Annotated in this window: 13 protein-coding genes; 2 read left to right on the top strand and 11 right to left on the bottom strand. The window is 62.9% G+C overall.

Annotation, left to right across the window (positions count from 1 at the left end; genetic code table 11):
• Positions 1-87 precede the first annotated feature (87 nt).
• Positions 88-1,932, top strand: a complete 1,845-nt coding sequence (locus tag GA829_RS17525) for an aminopeptidase P family protein (RefSeq protein WP_195179708.1) — start codon at positions 88-90, stop codon at positions 1,930-1,932.
• Positions 1,933-2,066: 134 nt separating this feature from the next.
• Here GA829_RS17525 and GA829_RS17520 read toward each other — a convergent pair whose 3' ends face one another.
• Positions 2,067-2,363, bottom strand: a complete 297-nt coding sequence (locus GA829_RS17520) for an AzlD family protein (RefSeq protein ID WP_195173967.1) — start codon at positions 2,361-2,363, stop codon at positions 2,067-2,069.
• Entirely contained in the window at positions 2,360-3,088 is a 729-nt protein-coding gene (locus tag GA829_RS17515; RefSeq protein ID WP_195173966.1) for an AzlC family ABC transporter permease, read from the bottom strand. Before GA829_RS17515 ends, GA829_RS17520 begins: the two co-directional genes overlap by 4 nt.
• A 157-nt stretch (positions 3,089-3,245) precedes the next feature.
• Between GA829_RS17515 and GA829_RS17510 the strand changes: the two genes are divergently transcribed.
• Entirely contained in the window at positions 3,246-3,641 is a 396-nt protein-coding gene (locus GA829_RS17510) for a VOC family protein (RefSeq protein WP_195173965.1), read from the top strand.
• 6 nt (positions 3,642-3,647) lie between these two features.
• Here the strand turns inward: GA829_RS17510 and GA829_RS17505 are convergent, their stop codons facing one another.
• From GA829_RS17505 to GA829_RS17465, 9 genes are all read right to left on the bottom strand, one after another.
• Positions 3,648-4,349 carry a DUF2461 domain-containing protein gene (locus GA829_RS17505; RefSeq protein WP_195179707.1) on the bottom strand — a complete coding sequence of 234 codons (702 nt, stop codon included), beginning with the start codon at positions 4,347-4,349 and terminating at the stop codon, positions 3,648-3,650.
• A complete protein-coding gene (gene ligA, locus GA829_RS17500) occupies positions 4,346-6,550 on the bottom strand; it encodes an NAD-dependent DNA ligase LigA (RefSeq protein WP_195173964.1) in 2,205 nt (734 codons plus the stop codon). Before ligA ends, GA829_RS17505 begins: the two co-directional genes overlap by 4 nt.
• 254 nt (positions 6,551-6,804) lie before the next feature.
• Complete coding sequence (gene recN, locus GA829_RS17495) at positions 6,805-8,475, bottom strand: DNA repair protein RecN (protein ID WP_195173963.1); 1,671 nt, start codon at positions 8,473-8,475, stop codon at positions 6,805-6,807.
• A gap of 186 nt (positions 8,476-8,661) precedes the next feature.
• The gene (locus GA829_RS17490) at positions 8,662-9,531 is read right to left on the bottom strand and encodes an outer membrane protein assembly factor BamD (RefSeq protein WP_195173962.1); all 870 of its coding nucleotides are present in this window, start codon (positions 9,529-9,531) and stop codon (positions 8,662-8,664) included.
• Positions 9,532-9,791: 260 nt separating this feature from the next.
• Complete coding sequence (gene lpxC, locus GA829_RS17485; protein ID WP_195173961.1) at positions 9,792-10,742, bottom strand: UDP-3-O-acyl-N-acetylglucosamine deacetylase; 951 nt, start codon at positions 10,740-10,742, stop codon at positions 9,792-9,794.
• Between the two features lie 276 nt (positions 10,743-11,018).
• Positions 11,019-12,710, bottom strand: coding sequence for a cell division protein FtsZ (ftsZ, locus tag GA829_RS17480; RefSeq protein ID WP_195173960.1), 1,692 nt, complete (start codon positions 12,708-12,710; stop codon positions 11,019-11,021).
• 68 nt (positions 12,711-12,778) lie between these two features.
• Complete coding sequence (gene ftsA, locus GA829_RS17475; protein ID WP_195173959.1) at positions 12,779-14,086, bottom strand: cell division protein FtsA; 1,308 nt, start codon at positions 14,084-14,086, stop codon at positions 12,779-12,781.
• A complete protein-coding gene (locus tag GA829_RS17470; protein WP_195173958.1) occupies positions 14,083-15,024 on the bottom strand; it encodes a cell division protein FtsQ/DivIB in 942 nt (313 codons plus the stop codon). Before GA829_RS17470 ends, ftsA begins: the two co-directional genes overlap by 4 nt.
• Positions 15,012-15,938, bottom strand: a complete 927-nt coding sequence (locus GA829_RS17465; protein ID WP_195173957.1) for a D-alanine--D-alanine ligase — start codon at positions 15,936-15,938, stop codon at positions 15,012-15,014. Before GA829_RS17465 ends, GA829_RS17470 begins: the two co-directional genes overlap by 13 nt.
• Between the last annotated feature and the right edge of the window lie 165 nt (positions 15,939-16,103).

Here is a 16,103-nt window from a genome sequence, read left to right as displayed (position 1 = left end):
TGCGTCTTGTGCAAGGTCCTTTTCCGATTCCGATTCACCTGCCCATGCGCTAGGGTTCGAAACCCGCATCATGTGAGTGACATCGATATGTTCCAGACCTTTGATTCCGCCGGAGATCCCAGTGTCGGCAAACCGCGCGTGGCACTGCTGCGCCAATGGCTTGCGGCCAACGGGCTGGATGGTTTTCTGGTTCCCCGCGCGGACGAGCATCAGGGCGAGTATGTCGCTGATCGCTCGGCGCGGCTGAAATGGCTGACCGGCTTCAGCGGCTCGGCGGGCGTCGCCATCGTCTTGCGCGACCGTGCCTTCGTCTTTGTCGACGGGCGCTATACGTTGCAGGTTCGCCATGAGGTCGATCTCAATGTTTTCTCTATCGAAAGCCTGGTCGACAATCCGCCGCCGCTGTGGCTCCGGGAAAACGTCGGCAAGGGCGCACGGCTTGGCTTCGACCCGTGGCTGCACACGATCAGCGAGGTCAAGGCGCTGCAGACCTCGGCCGACAAGACCGGCGCGATGCTGGTGCCGCTGGACAAGAACCCGATCGACATCATCTGGAAGGATCAGCCAGAGCCGCCGGTGACGCCAGTAGAGCTCCATCCGATCGCCTTTGCCGGCGAACTGGCCAAGGACAAGCTGGCACGGTTGGCGGCCGCCATCGCCAAGGACGGCGCCACCCATGCCGTGCTGACCGACCCATCCTCGATCGCGTGGGCCTTCAACATCCGTGGTGGCGACGTGCCGCACACGCCGCTGGCGCTTGGCTTCGCCATACTCGCAGCCGACGGCTCGCATCAGCTGTTCATGGACAGCCGCAAGTTCTCGCGCATGGTCGCGGCTTACCTCACCCAGCTTGCCGAACTGCACGAGCCCGGTGAATTCGAAGCCGCGATCGCGACCCTGGCCAGGAGCGGTGCCAGGATCGCGCTTGACCCGGTGCTGGCGGCGGACAAGCTTCGCATGCTGGTCGAGGGCAATGGCGGCACCGTGGTTGCGGCCGTCGATCCAGCCCGCATCCCGCGCGCCACCAAGAACCAGGCCGAAATCGCCGGCAGCCGTGCCGCGCATCGCCGCGATGGTGCGGCCGTGGCCAAGCTTCTGTGCTGGCTGGAGCGGCAGAAGCCGGGCTCGCTGGACGAGATCGATGTCGTCACAAGGCTGGAAGAGATGCGCCGGCGGACCGGCGAGGAGACGCAGATGCCGCTGCGCGACCTCTCCTTCGACACCATCTCCGGCGCCGGGCCGAATGCCGCGATCATGCATTACCGCGTGTCGCGCGCCACCAGCCGCAAGCTGCAGGCTGGCGAATTGTTCCTGCTCGATTCCGGTGGCCAGTATCAGGACGGTACCACCGACATCACCCGCACAGTGCCGATCGGCCAGCCGACCGAGGAAATGCGCGAACGCTTCACGCTGGTGCTGAAAGGCATGATCGGCATTTCAACGCTGCGCTTCCCCCCGGGCACGCGCGGTTCCGAGATCGATGCCGTGGCGCGCATGGCCTTGTGGAAGCATGGCTGCGACTTCGCCCATGGCACCGGCCATGGCGTCGGCTCATATCTGGCCGTGCATGAGGGGCCGCAACGCATCGCCCGTACCGGCACCGAAAAGCTGCTCGAAGGCATGATGCTGTCCAACGAGCCGGGCTATTACAAGGAAGGCTCCTACGGCATCCGCATCGAGAACCTGATCCTCGTAACGCCGGCCGAGGCGGTGAAAGGCGGCGACATCGCCATGCACGGTTTCGAGACGCTGACACTGGCGCCGATCGACGTCCGGCTGGTGCGCGCTGATTTGCTGAAGCGCGACGAATTGCAGTGGCTCGACGCATACCACGCATGGGTTCTGGCCGAGATCGGCCCGATGCTCGACGGCGAGACGCTGGCCTGGCTGGAAAAGGCAACCGCACCGCTGCCGCACGACGCCAAGATTTGAGGTAGAACGAAAGCGCGGGTGAAAGCGTCTTTCTCCCCGTCACTATACGGGGAGAAATGCAGGACAATGAGGGGCAGCGCCAGCGATGCGGAACGCGCACGATGTGACCACCGACGGTCGCGGCTGTCCTCAAACTATCCGACAAACTGCCGCGCCAGGATAAGCACCGCCGCTCCCGCCAGGAACATGGCCATCAGCCCACCGCGCAGCGACACGACGGCTGTAACGACCAGCGCCGCCCATTCCGCCGGTCCAGCACTTAGTGCCGCCGGCGCGACCAGCGTTGTCAGCACCGCTGCCGGCACGGCGTTCAGCCCAGCCTCGACGCGCGGATGGATGTTGTCGAAGCGCGAGATGACCAGATGCCCGCCGATACGGGTCAGATAGGTCGCGATCGCGCCGGCAAGGATGATCCAGAATGTCGTGCTCATGGCTTGGCTTTCACGCCGCTGTGGTGCGGCGGCAAGATGACGGCAAGCAGCACGCCGGCAACCGCGCCAATCGAGACGTGCCAGGGCGAGCCTACAGTCTTGTAGGCGATGATCGAGGCGGCGGCACTGGCCATGACCACCGGCAGCCACAGCGGCCGCTTGCGGAAGCCAAGAACCAGGCCGAGGAAATAGATCGGCAGCAGGAAGTCGATGCCCAGCGCATGGGTATCGGGAATAAGCTTGCCGAACACCGCGCCAAGCGCGCTTTCAATGATCCAGAACACATAGACCGGCAGGCCGAGCCCAAGATACCAGCCAAAGCTCACCGTCTGGCCGGACTGCGCCCTCGCCTCGGCGACCGCGAATTGCGGGTCGGTGAGGATGAAATAGCCAAGCGCCTGCTGGACCACCGGCCAATGCGCGATGCGGCGGCCGATGCCGGCCGAATAGAGCACGTGGCGGAAATTGACGGCGAAGATCGACAGCACGATCAGCCACGGCGCGACATGCTGGCCGAACAGTTCGATACCGACCATCTGGCTGGCGCCGCCGAAGATCAGCGCGCTCATCAGGAAGGCTTCGAGCACGGAAAACCCGTTGTCGACCGCGATCGCGCCAAACAGCAGCGCGAACGGCGCAGACGCCACGACGACAGGCATCGAAAGCCGAACGCCTTGCCAGAAATCGCTCTTCACGCTGCTTTCGGAAATTACATCCGACACCATCGACCGCTCCTTTGGGAAGGGCGGTATGTAGGCAGCGCTGTCCGCCTTGTCACACGAATTCGCTTGAGCCAAACGATCAGCGGAAATGATCGCGTTTGCGAGAACGCAAGGATGCCATGTCTGGACAGCCGGCAATCGTTTGTGAATTGATGCCTGCATGACCAGCAATCCAACCCTCAGAGTGGCTCGTCCTACGGACAATCTCGAAGCGGTCATCCATTTCTATGAACAGGGCCTGGGCCTGAAAGTGCTTTATCGCTTTGAAGACCACGACAGCTTCGACGGTGTCATGCTCGGCCGCGAAGGCGCGCCTTATCATCTGGAATTTACCAGGGCGCAGGGCCACGCTGCCGGACGCGCACCAACACAGGATAACCTGCTTGTCTTCTATCTCCCCGATACCGGGGATTGGAATACAGCGGTGCAGTCGATGCGTGATGCGGGCTATCAGCCTGTCCCGGCATTCAACCCATACTGGGATCGCGACGGGCTGACCTTCGAGGATCCCGACGGCTACCGTATCGTTCTCCAGCACGCGGCCTGGACGCGCTGACCCGGACTAGGTTTCCTGCTCATCAGGAATCCTGCCTTCAATCGCCCTGCCCCAGTCGAGCAGCGGCTTTGAACGCATGGCGAAATCGACGAGTTCGTCGACCAGAGCAGCACCGTGAATTCCAACCGGATCGATCTTGTGCCGAACAACGAAATGCCGGTTGCGGATGGCCGCCAGGAGATCGGCATCCGTGACATCCTCGAAGCCACGCGGGGTGCGCTTCATGCTGCCTTCGGCATCCAGTTCGAGGCCGTTTTTCTTCAGTGCCGCCACCATGGACCGGAATTCCGCCGGCCGCGCCCAGATGGCCCGCCGCATCGCCAGCAGCAGGGCCGCTTCCGGCTGCCACCAGGCGATGCCGGAAAAGCAGCCCTCAAGTCCGATATGGAGGTAGAACACGCCCTGCACCGCCTTGCTGCCGTCGGGCGACAGGATCGCCGACAGGTGCCGGTTGTAAGGCCGCTTGTCCTTGGCGAAGCGTACATCGCGGTTGATGCGGAACAGCGACTTCTTGCGGTCGCCACGCAAGCCTAGCCCGGCCTTTGCGAAACGCTCGGTGAGCGTCTCGACCAGATCGCCCATGGGATCGCGCAATTCCTTTTCGAACAGGTCGCGGTTTTCCAGGAACCATTCCCGGCTCTGGTGGAAATCCAGCGCCTTGAGGAAAGGCAGGGCCTTCTGGCCAAAGCCGCTGAACGAGCCAATCATGCCTTGCCGATCCGCGCCAGCCACGCGTCCTCATCGATCACTTCGATGCCGAGTTCGCTCGCGAGCTTCAGCTTCGATCCGGCGCCGGGGCCTGCCACGACCAGGTCGGTCTTTGCTGAAACCGAGCCCGCAACCTTGGCGCCGAGACGCTCGGCCATCGCCTTGGCTTCGGAGCGTGTCATCTTCTCCAACGAACCGGTGAACACGACCGTCTTGCCGGCGACCACGCTGTCGGTAGAGATGTTGACAACATAGGGTTTCGGCCGGACCTGCGCCAGCAGCGCATCAAGCACGTCGTCATTGCGTTCATTGCCGAAGAAATCGCGCAGCGCGTCGATCACCGTGTCGCCGATGCCGTTGACCGACGGGAAAACAGTGTGCGGATCTTCGGCCGCCGCGGTCTCCTTGCCGACGCGGATCAACTCCTCGATGGTCGAGAAGGTGCGGGCCAGAACGGCGGCTGTCGTTTCGCCGATATGACGGATGCCGAGCGCGAAGATGAAGCGGTCGAGTTCCGGTTCTCGGCGCGAATCGATGGCGACGAAGAGCTTGTCGAGGCCTTCGTAGTTACGGTCCTCGACGCTGCGCACATTCTTGCGCGTCTTGCCCGATGCCGCCTCGCGCTGCCTAGCCTGCTCCTCGCGCCGCTCGGCCAGCGCCTTGGTAACGGCAGGCCGACGGTCCCTCAGCGTGAAAATGTCGGCTGCTGTCTTGATCAATCCCGCGTTGAAGAATGTATCGATGTTCTCGGCGCCGAGACCTTCGATATCCATGGCGCCGCGTGACACGAAGTGGCGCAATTTTTCCACCGCTTGCGCGGCACAGATCAGCTCGCCGGTGCAGCGCCGGCGGGAATCTTCCTTGCCGGTCTTCTCGTTGACTTCTCGCGTCGCGGGCGAACCACAGATCGGGCACGTGTGCGGAAACTCATAGGGCACGGCATCCGCCGGCCGCTTCTCGGTCACCACGCTGACGATCTGCGGAATGACATCCCCTGCCCGCTGAATCACCACCGTGTCGCCGATGCGGACATCGATTCCATCACGGATCGGCTCGCCGGTGCTGTCCAGCCCCTTGATGTAATCCTCATTGTGCAGCGTGACATTCTCGACCACGACGCCGCCAACGGTGACCGGCGCAAGCCGCGCCACCGGCGCCAGTGTGCCGGTGCGGCCGACCTGAATGTCGATCTTGAGCACGGTCGTCGTCGCCTGTTCGGCTGGGAACTTATGGGCAATTGCCCAGCGTGGCTCGCCGGTGACAAAACCCCACCTGCGCTGCAGTTCCAACTGGTCGACCTTGTAGACGACACCGTCGATGTCATAGCCAAGTGATGAGCGCTGGGCCTCGATCAGGCGATACTGCGCAACAAGGTCCTCGACCGATTTCGCCCGCACCATCAGCGGGCTGATCTTGAACCCCCAATCCGCGAATTTCTGTACCGATTCGAACTGGGTCGGAGCTGGATCCTCAGTCGTAAAACCCCAGGCATAGGCAAAGAATTTCAGGTTTCGGCTGGCGGTAACGGACGGATCCTTCTGGCGTAGCGACCCCGCCGCCGTGTTGCGCGGATTGACATAATCCTGGCCGCCGACCGCGGCGGAACGCTGCTTCAGCGCCTCGAACTCGGCATAGGTCATATAGACCTCGCCGCGTATCTCGACGGTCTCGGGCCAGCCCGACCCCTTAAGCTTCGCGGGGATGTCGGCGATTGTCCTCAGGTTGGCGGTGATGTCCTCGCCGACGGTGCCGTCGCCGCGCGTCGCGCCCTGCACGAACACGCCGTTTTCGTAGCGCAGCGAGGCCGAAAGCCCGTCGATCTTGGGTTCAGCCGTGAAGGCTATGTCGAGATCCTTGTCGCGGTCGAAGAAGCGGCGGCCGCGCTCGAGGAAATCGGTGACGTCCTGATCGGTATAGGCCTTGGCCAGGCTGAGCATCGGCACCGCGTGGCGCACCTTGGAAAAGCCCTCAGCCGCCGGCGCGCCTACCCTGCGCGATGGCGAATCCTCGCGCACCAAGCCTGGAAAGCGCTGCTCGATGGCAAGGTTGCGTCGCCGGAGCGCGTCATACTCGGCATCCGAGATCGTCGGCGCATCCTCGGCGTGGTAGCGCAGATCGTGGCCGGCAATCTCCTCGGCCAGCCGCGCCAGTTCATCAGCGGCTTCGCTTTCACTCAGCGAATCGACGGGTATTTCGGACATGGCACGGCTTCCTTGACACCAATGCATGTCGCCCAAAAGTGGCCCCGGTTTTGGGACAACGACATGCATAAAAACAAAGGTCTAAAGCGCGGCGCGTGAATCCGTTTCGACGCGACGCGCTTTAGCGCGCGACAATAGATCAGGTTTAGGATCGACGGGAGCTGAATTCTCACAAAACCACGCCGAAACAGCGGGATGGAGCCATATGCTGACTCTCTCCGGAAGCCGCGTTTGTCGAGTAGCCGATAGAAGGATCAGGCGGTGGTATTCTCACGAAGCAGCCGTTCGGCGGCGGCGCGCGCCTCGTCGGTGATGGTGGCGCCGGCCAGCATGCGCGCGATCTCTTCCTGCCGGGCCGGCCGGTCCATTTCGGCGATGCCTGTCGCGACACGGTCGGTGCCGCCGGATTTCGAAATCAGGAAATGGGTTGCCGCCCGTGCCGCCACTTGCGGCGCATGGGTAACCGACAGAACCTGCACGCGCTTCGACAGACGCGCCAGCCGCTGACCGATGGCGTCGGCGACCGCACCGCCAACCCCGGTGTCGATTTCATCGAAGACCAGCGTCGGCGCCGAGCCACGGTCGGCCAGCGCCACCTTCAGCGCCAGAAGAAACCGCGAGAGTTCACCGCCAGAAGCGACCTTCATCATCGGGCCGGGCCGTGTGCCTGGGTTGGTGCGCACCCAGAACTCGATCTGGTCGATGCCCTCTTCCATACGGCTCTCGGCCTCGCTCTTCATTTCGACAATGAAGGCCGCGCGCTCAAGCTTCAGCGCCGGCAGTTCGGCCATGACGGCCTTGGTCAGGCCGGCGGCGGCGGCGTGGCGAAGCGAAGAGAGCTGCGCGGCGGCGATGTCATAGGCCTCGCGCGCCGCCGCGGCCTGCTTTTGAAGCCCGAGCAAGCGCCCCTCGCCGGCATCGAGATCGGTAAGGTCGGCGGACATCGTGTCACGCAATTGCGCCAGGTCATCGACCGCGACGGTGTGCTTGCGCGCGGCGGCACGCAGCGAGAACAGCCGCTCCTCCGCCTTCTCCAGCCGCTGCGGATCATATTCGGTGGCGCGAAGTGCTGCCTCGACGCCCGATTGCGCCGCGTCCAGCGAAAGCATCGCCTCATCCAGCGACTTGACGACATCGTCGAGCAGCCCCGGCACTTCCGTCACCTTGCGCTGCAGCCGCCGCAACAGGCTCGCGAGTTGCGGCAACGGTGACGACGGACCTGAAAGTACGTCCTGCGCATCGTGGATTTCGGAAGCGATCTTTTCCGCCCGCATCATCGTCGCGCGCAATTCGGCAAGGTCGGTCTCTTCGCCCGGCTGCGGATCGAGCTTGGTCAGTTCCGCGACAGCGGCGCGCAGATAATCGGCCTCGCGTGCGGCGGCCGCCACCTTGGCGCTGTGACGCGAGAACTCCTGCTCGCAGGTACGCCAGTGCCGCCATGCCTCGCCGGTTGAACGCACCGCGCCCAGATGGCCGCCGAAAGCGTCCAGCACCTCGCGATGCGCGCCCGGATCGACGAGCGCGCGTTCGTCATGCTGGCCATGGATTTCGACCAGCGCGCGGCCAAGGTCGCGCATCAGGGTCACACTGGAAGGCTGGTCGTTGACGAAGACACGCGTGCGGCCATCCGCCGTCTGCACACGGCGCAGGATGACATCACCGTCATCCTCGATGTCGTTGTCGGCCAGCAACGCACGCGCCGGATGATTGCGCGGCACGTCGAACACGGCGATGACCTGGCCCTGCGCCGCGCCATGACGCACCAGCGTTGCATCGCCGCGCGAGCCGAGCGCCAGCGACAATGCGTCAAGCAGGATGGATTTGCCGGCACCGGTTTCGCCCGTCAGCACGGACAGGCCGGGCGAGAAGTCGATATCCAGCTTCTCGATCAGGACGATATCGCGGATCGACAGTCTGGAAAGCATCAGAACCCGGACCTCAAGCAATTCCGGGAAAAGTGCGCAGCGGTTTTCCGTCCGGAATTGCGAAAAAACAAAAAGCGAGAGCGGCAAGCGACCAAGGGGAGTCGCCGCGCCGCACTATGTTTTTGTTTGCGCATCGGATCAATCCGAAAAGCGCTATGCACGCTTCGGTCCGATACTTCAGACGCCTCAAGCGCCGGTGATCAGCTTCCCGGCCTTGGAAATCCACGAACCGGCATTCTCGCGCGGTGCAAGCCCGTTGCTTTGCAGGAGCTTGTAGGAGTCCTTGTACCAGGGGCTGTCGGGATAGTTGGTGCCGAGCACCGCGGCAGCGGTCTGCGCTTCCGAGGTCAGGCCCATCGCGTAGTAACTCTCGGTCAGACGCGCGAGGGCTTCCTCGACATGGCGGGTGTTGGAATAAGTCTCCACCACGTTGCGGAACCGCTTCACGGCGGCGATGTATTCGCGGCGCTCGAGATAATAGCGGCCGACCTGCATCTCCTTGCCTGCCAGCTGATCGTTGGCGAAGCGCATCTTTTCCTTGGCGTCGCTGACATATTCCGATGTCGGCCAGCGCGTCACCAGATCCTGCATCGTCTGGATGGTCTGACGCGCTTCCTTCTGGTCCTGCGTCACGTCCTTGATCTGGCGATAATAGCTCAAACCAATGATGTACTGGGCATAAGCCGCGTCATCTGTCGACGGATAGAGCGTCAGGTAGCGCTTGGCCGATCCGATCGCCTCGTCGTAGTTGCCCTGGCGATAATCGGCGAAGGCGCCCATCACCATCGATTTGCGGGCGAATTCCGAATAGGGGTGCTGCCGGTCGACGGCGTCGAACTTGCGGCTCGCCTCCTGCAGGCGACCAGCGTTCAGGTTGGCGAGGCCTTGATTGTAGAGCACATCGGCCGGTTCCGTCTGGTCGACATAGGTCGACAAGTCGATATCTTTCTCCGACGACATGCAAGCCGACAGGAAGAGCGATGGAACAACCACCGAAAGCGCCAGGAAAACTGCCCGATGCGGCGCTTTCAATTGACCAACTCGCTTGAAGAACATGATTGGATTCCGCCCTTTCGGCGCTATTTTAACGCGCGTTGCATGTCGTTGTCCCAAACCGGCACCCACTTTGAGCGACATGCACCAGTCAACGGCAGCAGCCATAAACCATAACCGCCTTGCCCGGCAACGCTATCTCCGGCCAATCGCACATTTTTGTGGCGGGCCGGCGGCACCTGCATGCTAACACAATTTCTCTGGCCGGCGATGCATTCCTGCAACACCAGACATCTGCAATGAAGCCCTAAAAACGTTAAGAATCAAATCATCCAAGGCGCATAGAGCGGCGCGTTGACGGCATTCATCTCGGCCGTACGGCCGCGATCACGGCGCGTCGTCTCGACGATCTCGAACGCCGAGCGATCGGACAAAAGCCGCCGCAATGCCGCCGCATTCAGCCTGTGGCCGCCGCGATAGGAACGGAAGCAGCCGATAAACCGCGCGCCGGCCAAGGCAAGGTCGCCCATCGCGTCGAGCGTCTTGTGGCGCACGAACTCGTTGGGATAGCGCAGGCCACCCATGTTGATGACCCGGTTGTCATCGCCGATGACCACGGAATTCTCCAGCGACGAGCCAAGCGCATAACCGGCGGCCCAAAGCCGCTCGACATCCTTCATGAAGCCGAAGGTGCGCGCACGCGCGATGTCATGGCGGAAAACATCGGGATTGAGATCGGAAGCGAAAAGCTGGCGGCCGATGGCCGGGCTCTCGAAATCGATCTCGACTTCGAAACGGGTGCCGTCATAGGGCCTGAACTCGGCCCAGGAGGCGCCGTTCTCGATACGGACCGGCTTGACCACCCTGATATAGCGGCGCTTGACGGACAGCGTCTCGATGCCTGCCTGGTCGATGGCTTCGACGAAGGCAATGGCGCTGCCGTCCAGAATGGGAACTTCGTAGCCGTCGATCTCGATGACCACATTGTCGATGCCGAGGCCGAACAGCGCGGCCATGATGTGCTCGACCGTGGCGATGTGCTCGCCCGCGGGATCACCAAGCATGGTGCAAAGATCGGTGGCGCCCACTTCGGCGACCAGCGCACGAAATTCACGCCCCGGCTCGCTATCGTTTGAAATCTGGAACACGATGCCGGTATCGGCATCCGCCGGCAGGAAGCTGACGGAAACTTCCTTACCGCTGTGAACGCCGGTGCCAATGAGCGACGCGCGCGTCTTCAGTGTCGTCTGATAGTCCTGCAAGACAAACCCCATAAGCCCGAACTGCCCAGGTCCGCTATTACAGCCCGAAGGCGCGGCTCTTTTTATCGGCAGGCTGGGTCAACTCCCCAAATCCCGGCAAACCGACGATGGTAGGCATCGAAGATAATAGCCCGTCAGGGAGACTCCAAATCACGGTTTCTTACTCTTTGTAACCGCGACCTGGAACATGTACGGCTTCGTAAAGCCTTGTTTTCTAAACACTTAAAACGTTAACAGGCAAGCAATCGCTTGCCTGCCTGTTAACAATTATTACAGACCGTTAACGGATCAGTTGGCCTGGCGGCGAAGGAACGCCGGAATCTCCAGCTGATCATCGTCCTGAGTCGCCCGGGTCTGCGGCGTCAGGCGGCCCTGGTCGTCGAGTTGGCCACGGCGCGGAGCGTAAAGCTGCGCATCCTGGCTGGCGAGACGGCGCACTTCGGGAGCGGCCTGGCGCAGCTTGGGTTCGCGCGGCTGAGCCGGCTGCAACCGTGCTGGCTCTTCTTCGCGGCGGGTCAAACCGTTTGTCAGGCGCTTCAGCAGGCCCATCGGGCCGCTGCTCTCATGGTCGGCCGGACGGCCCTTGGCATCCACCTCGGCCTTCACCAGCGGCGGAAAATCCTCGACGCGCGGCATGCGCTGCGGTGCCATGGCAACCGGTTGCTGCACCTCGCGCTGCATCATTTCACGCGGCTGCGGCGCAGGCTGCACCATCTGCTGGACAACGGGCTGCAGCATCGGCTGCGGCTGGGCCGGCGGCGCCTGGAAGATCTTGCTCTGCGGGCGGAAGTCGTCCGCATGAGCAACCGGAGCCGGACGCGCCTGCGCCATGGCCGCGGCGTTCGCCTCGGCCTGCTGGATCGCCTCGGCCACCGGGTCGATGGCGCGGGGTTCGTAGATTGCCTGCTGGACCGGTATCGTGCGGGTCTCTGTCGCCGCTGCGATAGCCGGACGGCTGACCGGCTTCTGCGGAGCCGTGCGGATCGAGATCGGCGCGGCGGCGATTTCAGCCGCCGACTTGTCGATGCCGGTGGCAACCACGGAGACGCGAATCACGCCTTCGAGTTCCTCGTCGAAGGTGGCGCCGAGGATGATGTTGGCGTCCTGGTCGACTTCTTCGCGGATGCGGGTCGCGGCTTCGTCGACTTCGAACAGCGTCAGGTCGCGGCCGCCGGTGATCGAGATCAGCAGGCCCTTGGCACCCTTCATCGAGGTCTCGTCGAGCAGCGGGTTGGCAATCGCCGCTTCGGCGGCGGCCATCGCGCGGCCCTCGCCGGAAGCCTCGCCGGTGCCCATCATCGCCTTGCCCATCTCGCGCATGACAGAGCGAACGTCGGCGAAGTCGAGATTGATCAGGCCTTCCTTGACCATCAGGTCGGTGATGCAGGCAACACCGGAGTAGAGCACCTGGTCTGCCATGGCGAAGGCATCGGCGAAGGTCGTCTTGTCATTGGCCAGCCGGAACAGGTTCTGGTTCGGGATGACAATCAGCGTGTCGACGCATTTCTGCAGTTCCTCGATGCCCAGGTCCGCCGTCTTCATGCGGCGCTGGCCCTCGAAATGGAACGGCTTGGTGACGACGCCGACGGTCAGGATGCCCTTTTCACGGGCAGCGCGCGCCACGACAGGAGCAGCACCCGTTCCGGTGCCGCCGCCCATGCCAGCGGTGACGAAGCACATGTGAGTGTGGGTGAGATGATCCATGATCTCATCGATGCACTCTTCCGCCGCGGCGCGTCCGACTTCCGGCTGCGACCCGGCACCGAGCCCCTCGGTGACATGCGCGCCAAGCTGGATCAGCCGGTCGGCCTTCGACATGGTCAGCGCCTGCGCGTCGGTGTTGGCCACAACGAACTCAACGCCGCGCAAACCGGCGGTGATCATGTTGTTGACGGCATTGCCGCCGCCGCCGCCGACACCGAACACGGTGATCCGCGGCTTAAGCTCGGTGATGTCCGGCTTCTGCAGATTGATGGTCATTGTCTCCGTCCTTTGCCTTTCACGCCGCTTCGCCGCCGCGGCCGCCTATGGGGGGCTACCCCCGTCAATTAGAAACTGTCTCTCAACCACTGACTCATGCGATGCAGTTTTCCGCCCGTACCGGTCATCTTGAGACCGGAAATGCCTTTCGCCGGATGGCTCTCGAAACTCGCCATCTGCGGATAGATCAGAAGCCCGACCGGGGCCGAGAAGGCCGGCCCCTTCGCCGCTTCCGGCAGGCCCGCCACGCCGAGCGGACGGCCGATGCGCACATTGCGCCCAAGAATGCGGCGCGCCGCTTCCGGCAGGCCGGCCAGCTGGCTGGCGCCACCGGTCAGCACCACGCGCTTGCCCACCGCATTGCCGTATCCGGACTTGTTGAGCCGGTCGCGCAGCAGTTCGAGCGTCTCGTCGATGCGGGCGCGGATGATGCGCGTCATCATCGAGCGCGGGATTTGCAACGGCACGTCGCTGTCGTCGCCGATCGGCTGGATCGAAACCAGATCGCGGTCATCGGCACTGCCGGGCAGCGCCGAGCCATGCATCACCTTCAAACGCTCGGCGGCATCGAGCGAGGTTGAAAGCCCCTTGGCCATATCCAGCGTCACGTGGTTGCCGCCGATGGCGATGGCGTCGCCATGAACGAACTTGCCTTCGGCAAACACCGAGATCGTCGTCGTGCCACCGCCCATGTCGATGCAGGCCGCGCCCATTTCCAGCTCATCGTCGACCAAAGCCGCGAGCCCGCTGGCGTAAGGCGTGGCCACCATGCGCTCGACCGACAGATGCGAGCGGTTGATGCAGAGCTCGAGATTACGCATCGGCGCGGCATCGCCGGTCAGGACATGCATGTCGACGCCAAGCTGGTCACCGACCATGCCGCGCGGGTCGCGCACGCCACGCTCCGCGTCCAGCGAGAAGCCGACCGGCAGCGAATGGATCACCTCGCGCTCGGCCTTGAGCGCCTGCTTGGCGCCGGCGCCCAGCACGCGCTTGATATCGGTCTCGTCGGCTTCATGGCCGCCAAGGTTGATGGTCGCCGAAAAGGCTTCGCTCTTGAGCCGGCCGGCCGCCATGTTGACGATGAGCGAATCCACGGTCAGCCCCGCCATGCGCTCGGCGGCATCGACGGCGAGACGGATGGCATGCTCGGCGCGGTCGAGATCGACGACAACGCCCGACTTCACGCCTTGCGACTTCTGATGACCGATACCGATGACCTGGATCCGGTGCGAGCGGCCGCGCAACAGCTTGCCGTCATCGTTCGGCTTCAGCTTGGCCACCATGCAGCAGACCTTGCTCGAACCGACATCCAGCACCGTCAGGATGCCGGACCGGCGCGACGAGGCATCGCCATGACCGCCAAGCCAGCTCATATTTTCGTCTCCGGCTTGCGTTTCAGGCCTTTCGGCTTTTCGTTGAGGGCTGCCTGGCGCTGCGTCGCGGCTTCGGGCGACAACTGAACGACCACGCGATCGGACAGGCGCATGTCGACGGCTGCGATGTCGCGCGACAAAAGCCCGTCGTCCTTGTCCATCTTGACGAGTGCGGCGATCGCCTGATCCTCACCATCCTCGGGAAGCTTCACCGTGACGCCGTTGTCCAGCCTCATGTCCCAGCGCCGGTCGCCGATGCGGATATAGCCTTTGACCCGCGCCGCGAGCTCTGGATATTTCTCAACCTTGACCAGGAAATCCGGCGCCTTGGCTGGAGCTCCGCTACCGACGAGCAGCGGCAACTGTGTCTGGCTGCCACCGGAGAACGGCGCGATGACGGCGCCATCCTTCTCGATGACCGACAGCTCATCGCCCTGCTGCCAGAGCGCGAAGGCCTCGCGCTCTTCAACGCGAACCTCCAGCGTGTGCGGATAGACCTTGCGCACAGCGGCGACCTCGATCCACGGCAGACCGGAAATCCGCTCGCGCGCAGCCTCGGCATTGAACCCGATCAGCGAGGTCCAGCCGTCAAGCTCGAGTCGGTCGAGAATGTCGATCTCGGAAGTCTGGCGATTGCCAACCACCTTGACCTGATCGACGGCGAAGCCGGTGCGGGCGGTGATGCCCTGGACGACGCCATCGATCTCCCCGCCGAGGTAAGCGCCATAGGCGCTGCTCGAAGCGACCAGCACGGCCGAAAGGATCGCAGCGGAGAAACGTGGCGCCTGGAACTCGCCCTCACCCAGCCGCGCCAGGATGCGAACAGGGCGGCGAAGCAGGCGCGGCAGCACGAAATGGTCGAACGACAACGGCAAGCCGAACAGCGCCGGCCCAGCCGCGCCCTTCCCTTTGCCTTGTCCCCATTTCAACGCAGACACGAAGCGTCCTCCACCATCCAACTCAACAAATCGCCAAACGAGTGCCCGGCATGGGCGGCGATTTCAGGCACCAAAGACGTCGGTGTCATACCCGGCTGGGTATTGACCTCGAGCCAAACGACCTCGCCGTTTTCGGAATGACGATCGTCATAACGGAAGTCCGACCGGGAAACCCCCCGACAGCCGATCGCTTGGTGAGCCTTGAGCGCCAGTGTTTGTATTTTTTGGTAAATATTCGGTGAAACTTTTGCGGGGCATTCGTGCTTTGAGCCGCCAGCCACATATTTTGAATCATAGTCGTAGAAGGAATGGCCGGTCGGAATGATCTCGCAGACCCCCAGCGCCACGTCGCCCATCACCGCGCAGGTCAGCTCGCGGCCATGGATGTAGCGCTCGACCATGACGGTCTCGCCATATTTCCACTCCGACGAGCCGATGACCTGCGGCGGATGCGACTGGCCCTCGTGCACTATGACGACGCCGAAGCTCGATCCTTCGTTGACCGGCTTGACCACATAGGGCGGCTTCATCGGATGCTTGTTCTGGATGGCGAAGCGGCTGGTCACCCTCGATTCGGCGACCAGGATACCGACCGATTTGGCGACCCGCTTGGCTTGCTCCTTATTCATGGCAAGCGCCGAGGCGAGCACGCCGGAATGCGTATAGGGAATGCCGAGATATTCGAGAATGCCCTGGATGGTGCCATCCTCGCCAAACGGGCCATGCAGCGCATTGAAGGCAACATCGGGCTTGAGCTCAGCCAGCACCGAGCCGACATCGCGCCCGACATCGACGCGCGTAACCTGGTAACCTTCCTTCTCGAGTTCATCGGCGCAAGCCTTTCCCGAAGAAAGAGACACGGGCCGCTCGGACGAAAACCCACCCAGCAGGACGGCCACATGCTTACTTTTCATTCCCCGTCATCCCCTCTCATGGCGGACTCAAAACCAGATTTTCCGCAACATTGAGTCAGAGTCTCCCGGCAGGTTGCCCCCCCGACGGAAAACGCTGAAAACGCGTCGAACGACTCAAATCAGGAAACGCTTTCGAGCAGAGAATCAGAGAGTTGATTCACTGGC

Source organism: Mesorhizobium sp. INR15, assembly GCF_015500075.1.
In the GTDB taxonomy this organism is placed as follows: Bacteria; Pseudomonadota; Alphaproteobacteria; order Rhizobiales; family Rhizobiaceae; genus Mesorhizobium.
This window is presented reverse-complemented; position numbering and strand designations above follow the sequence as displayed.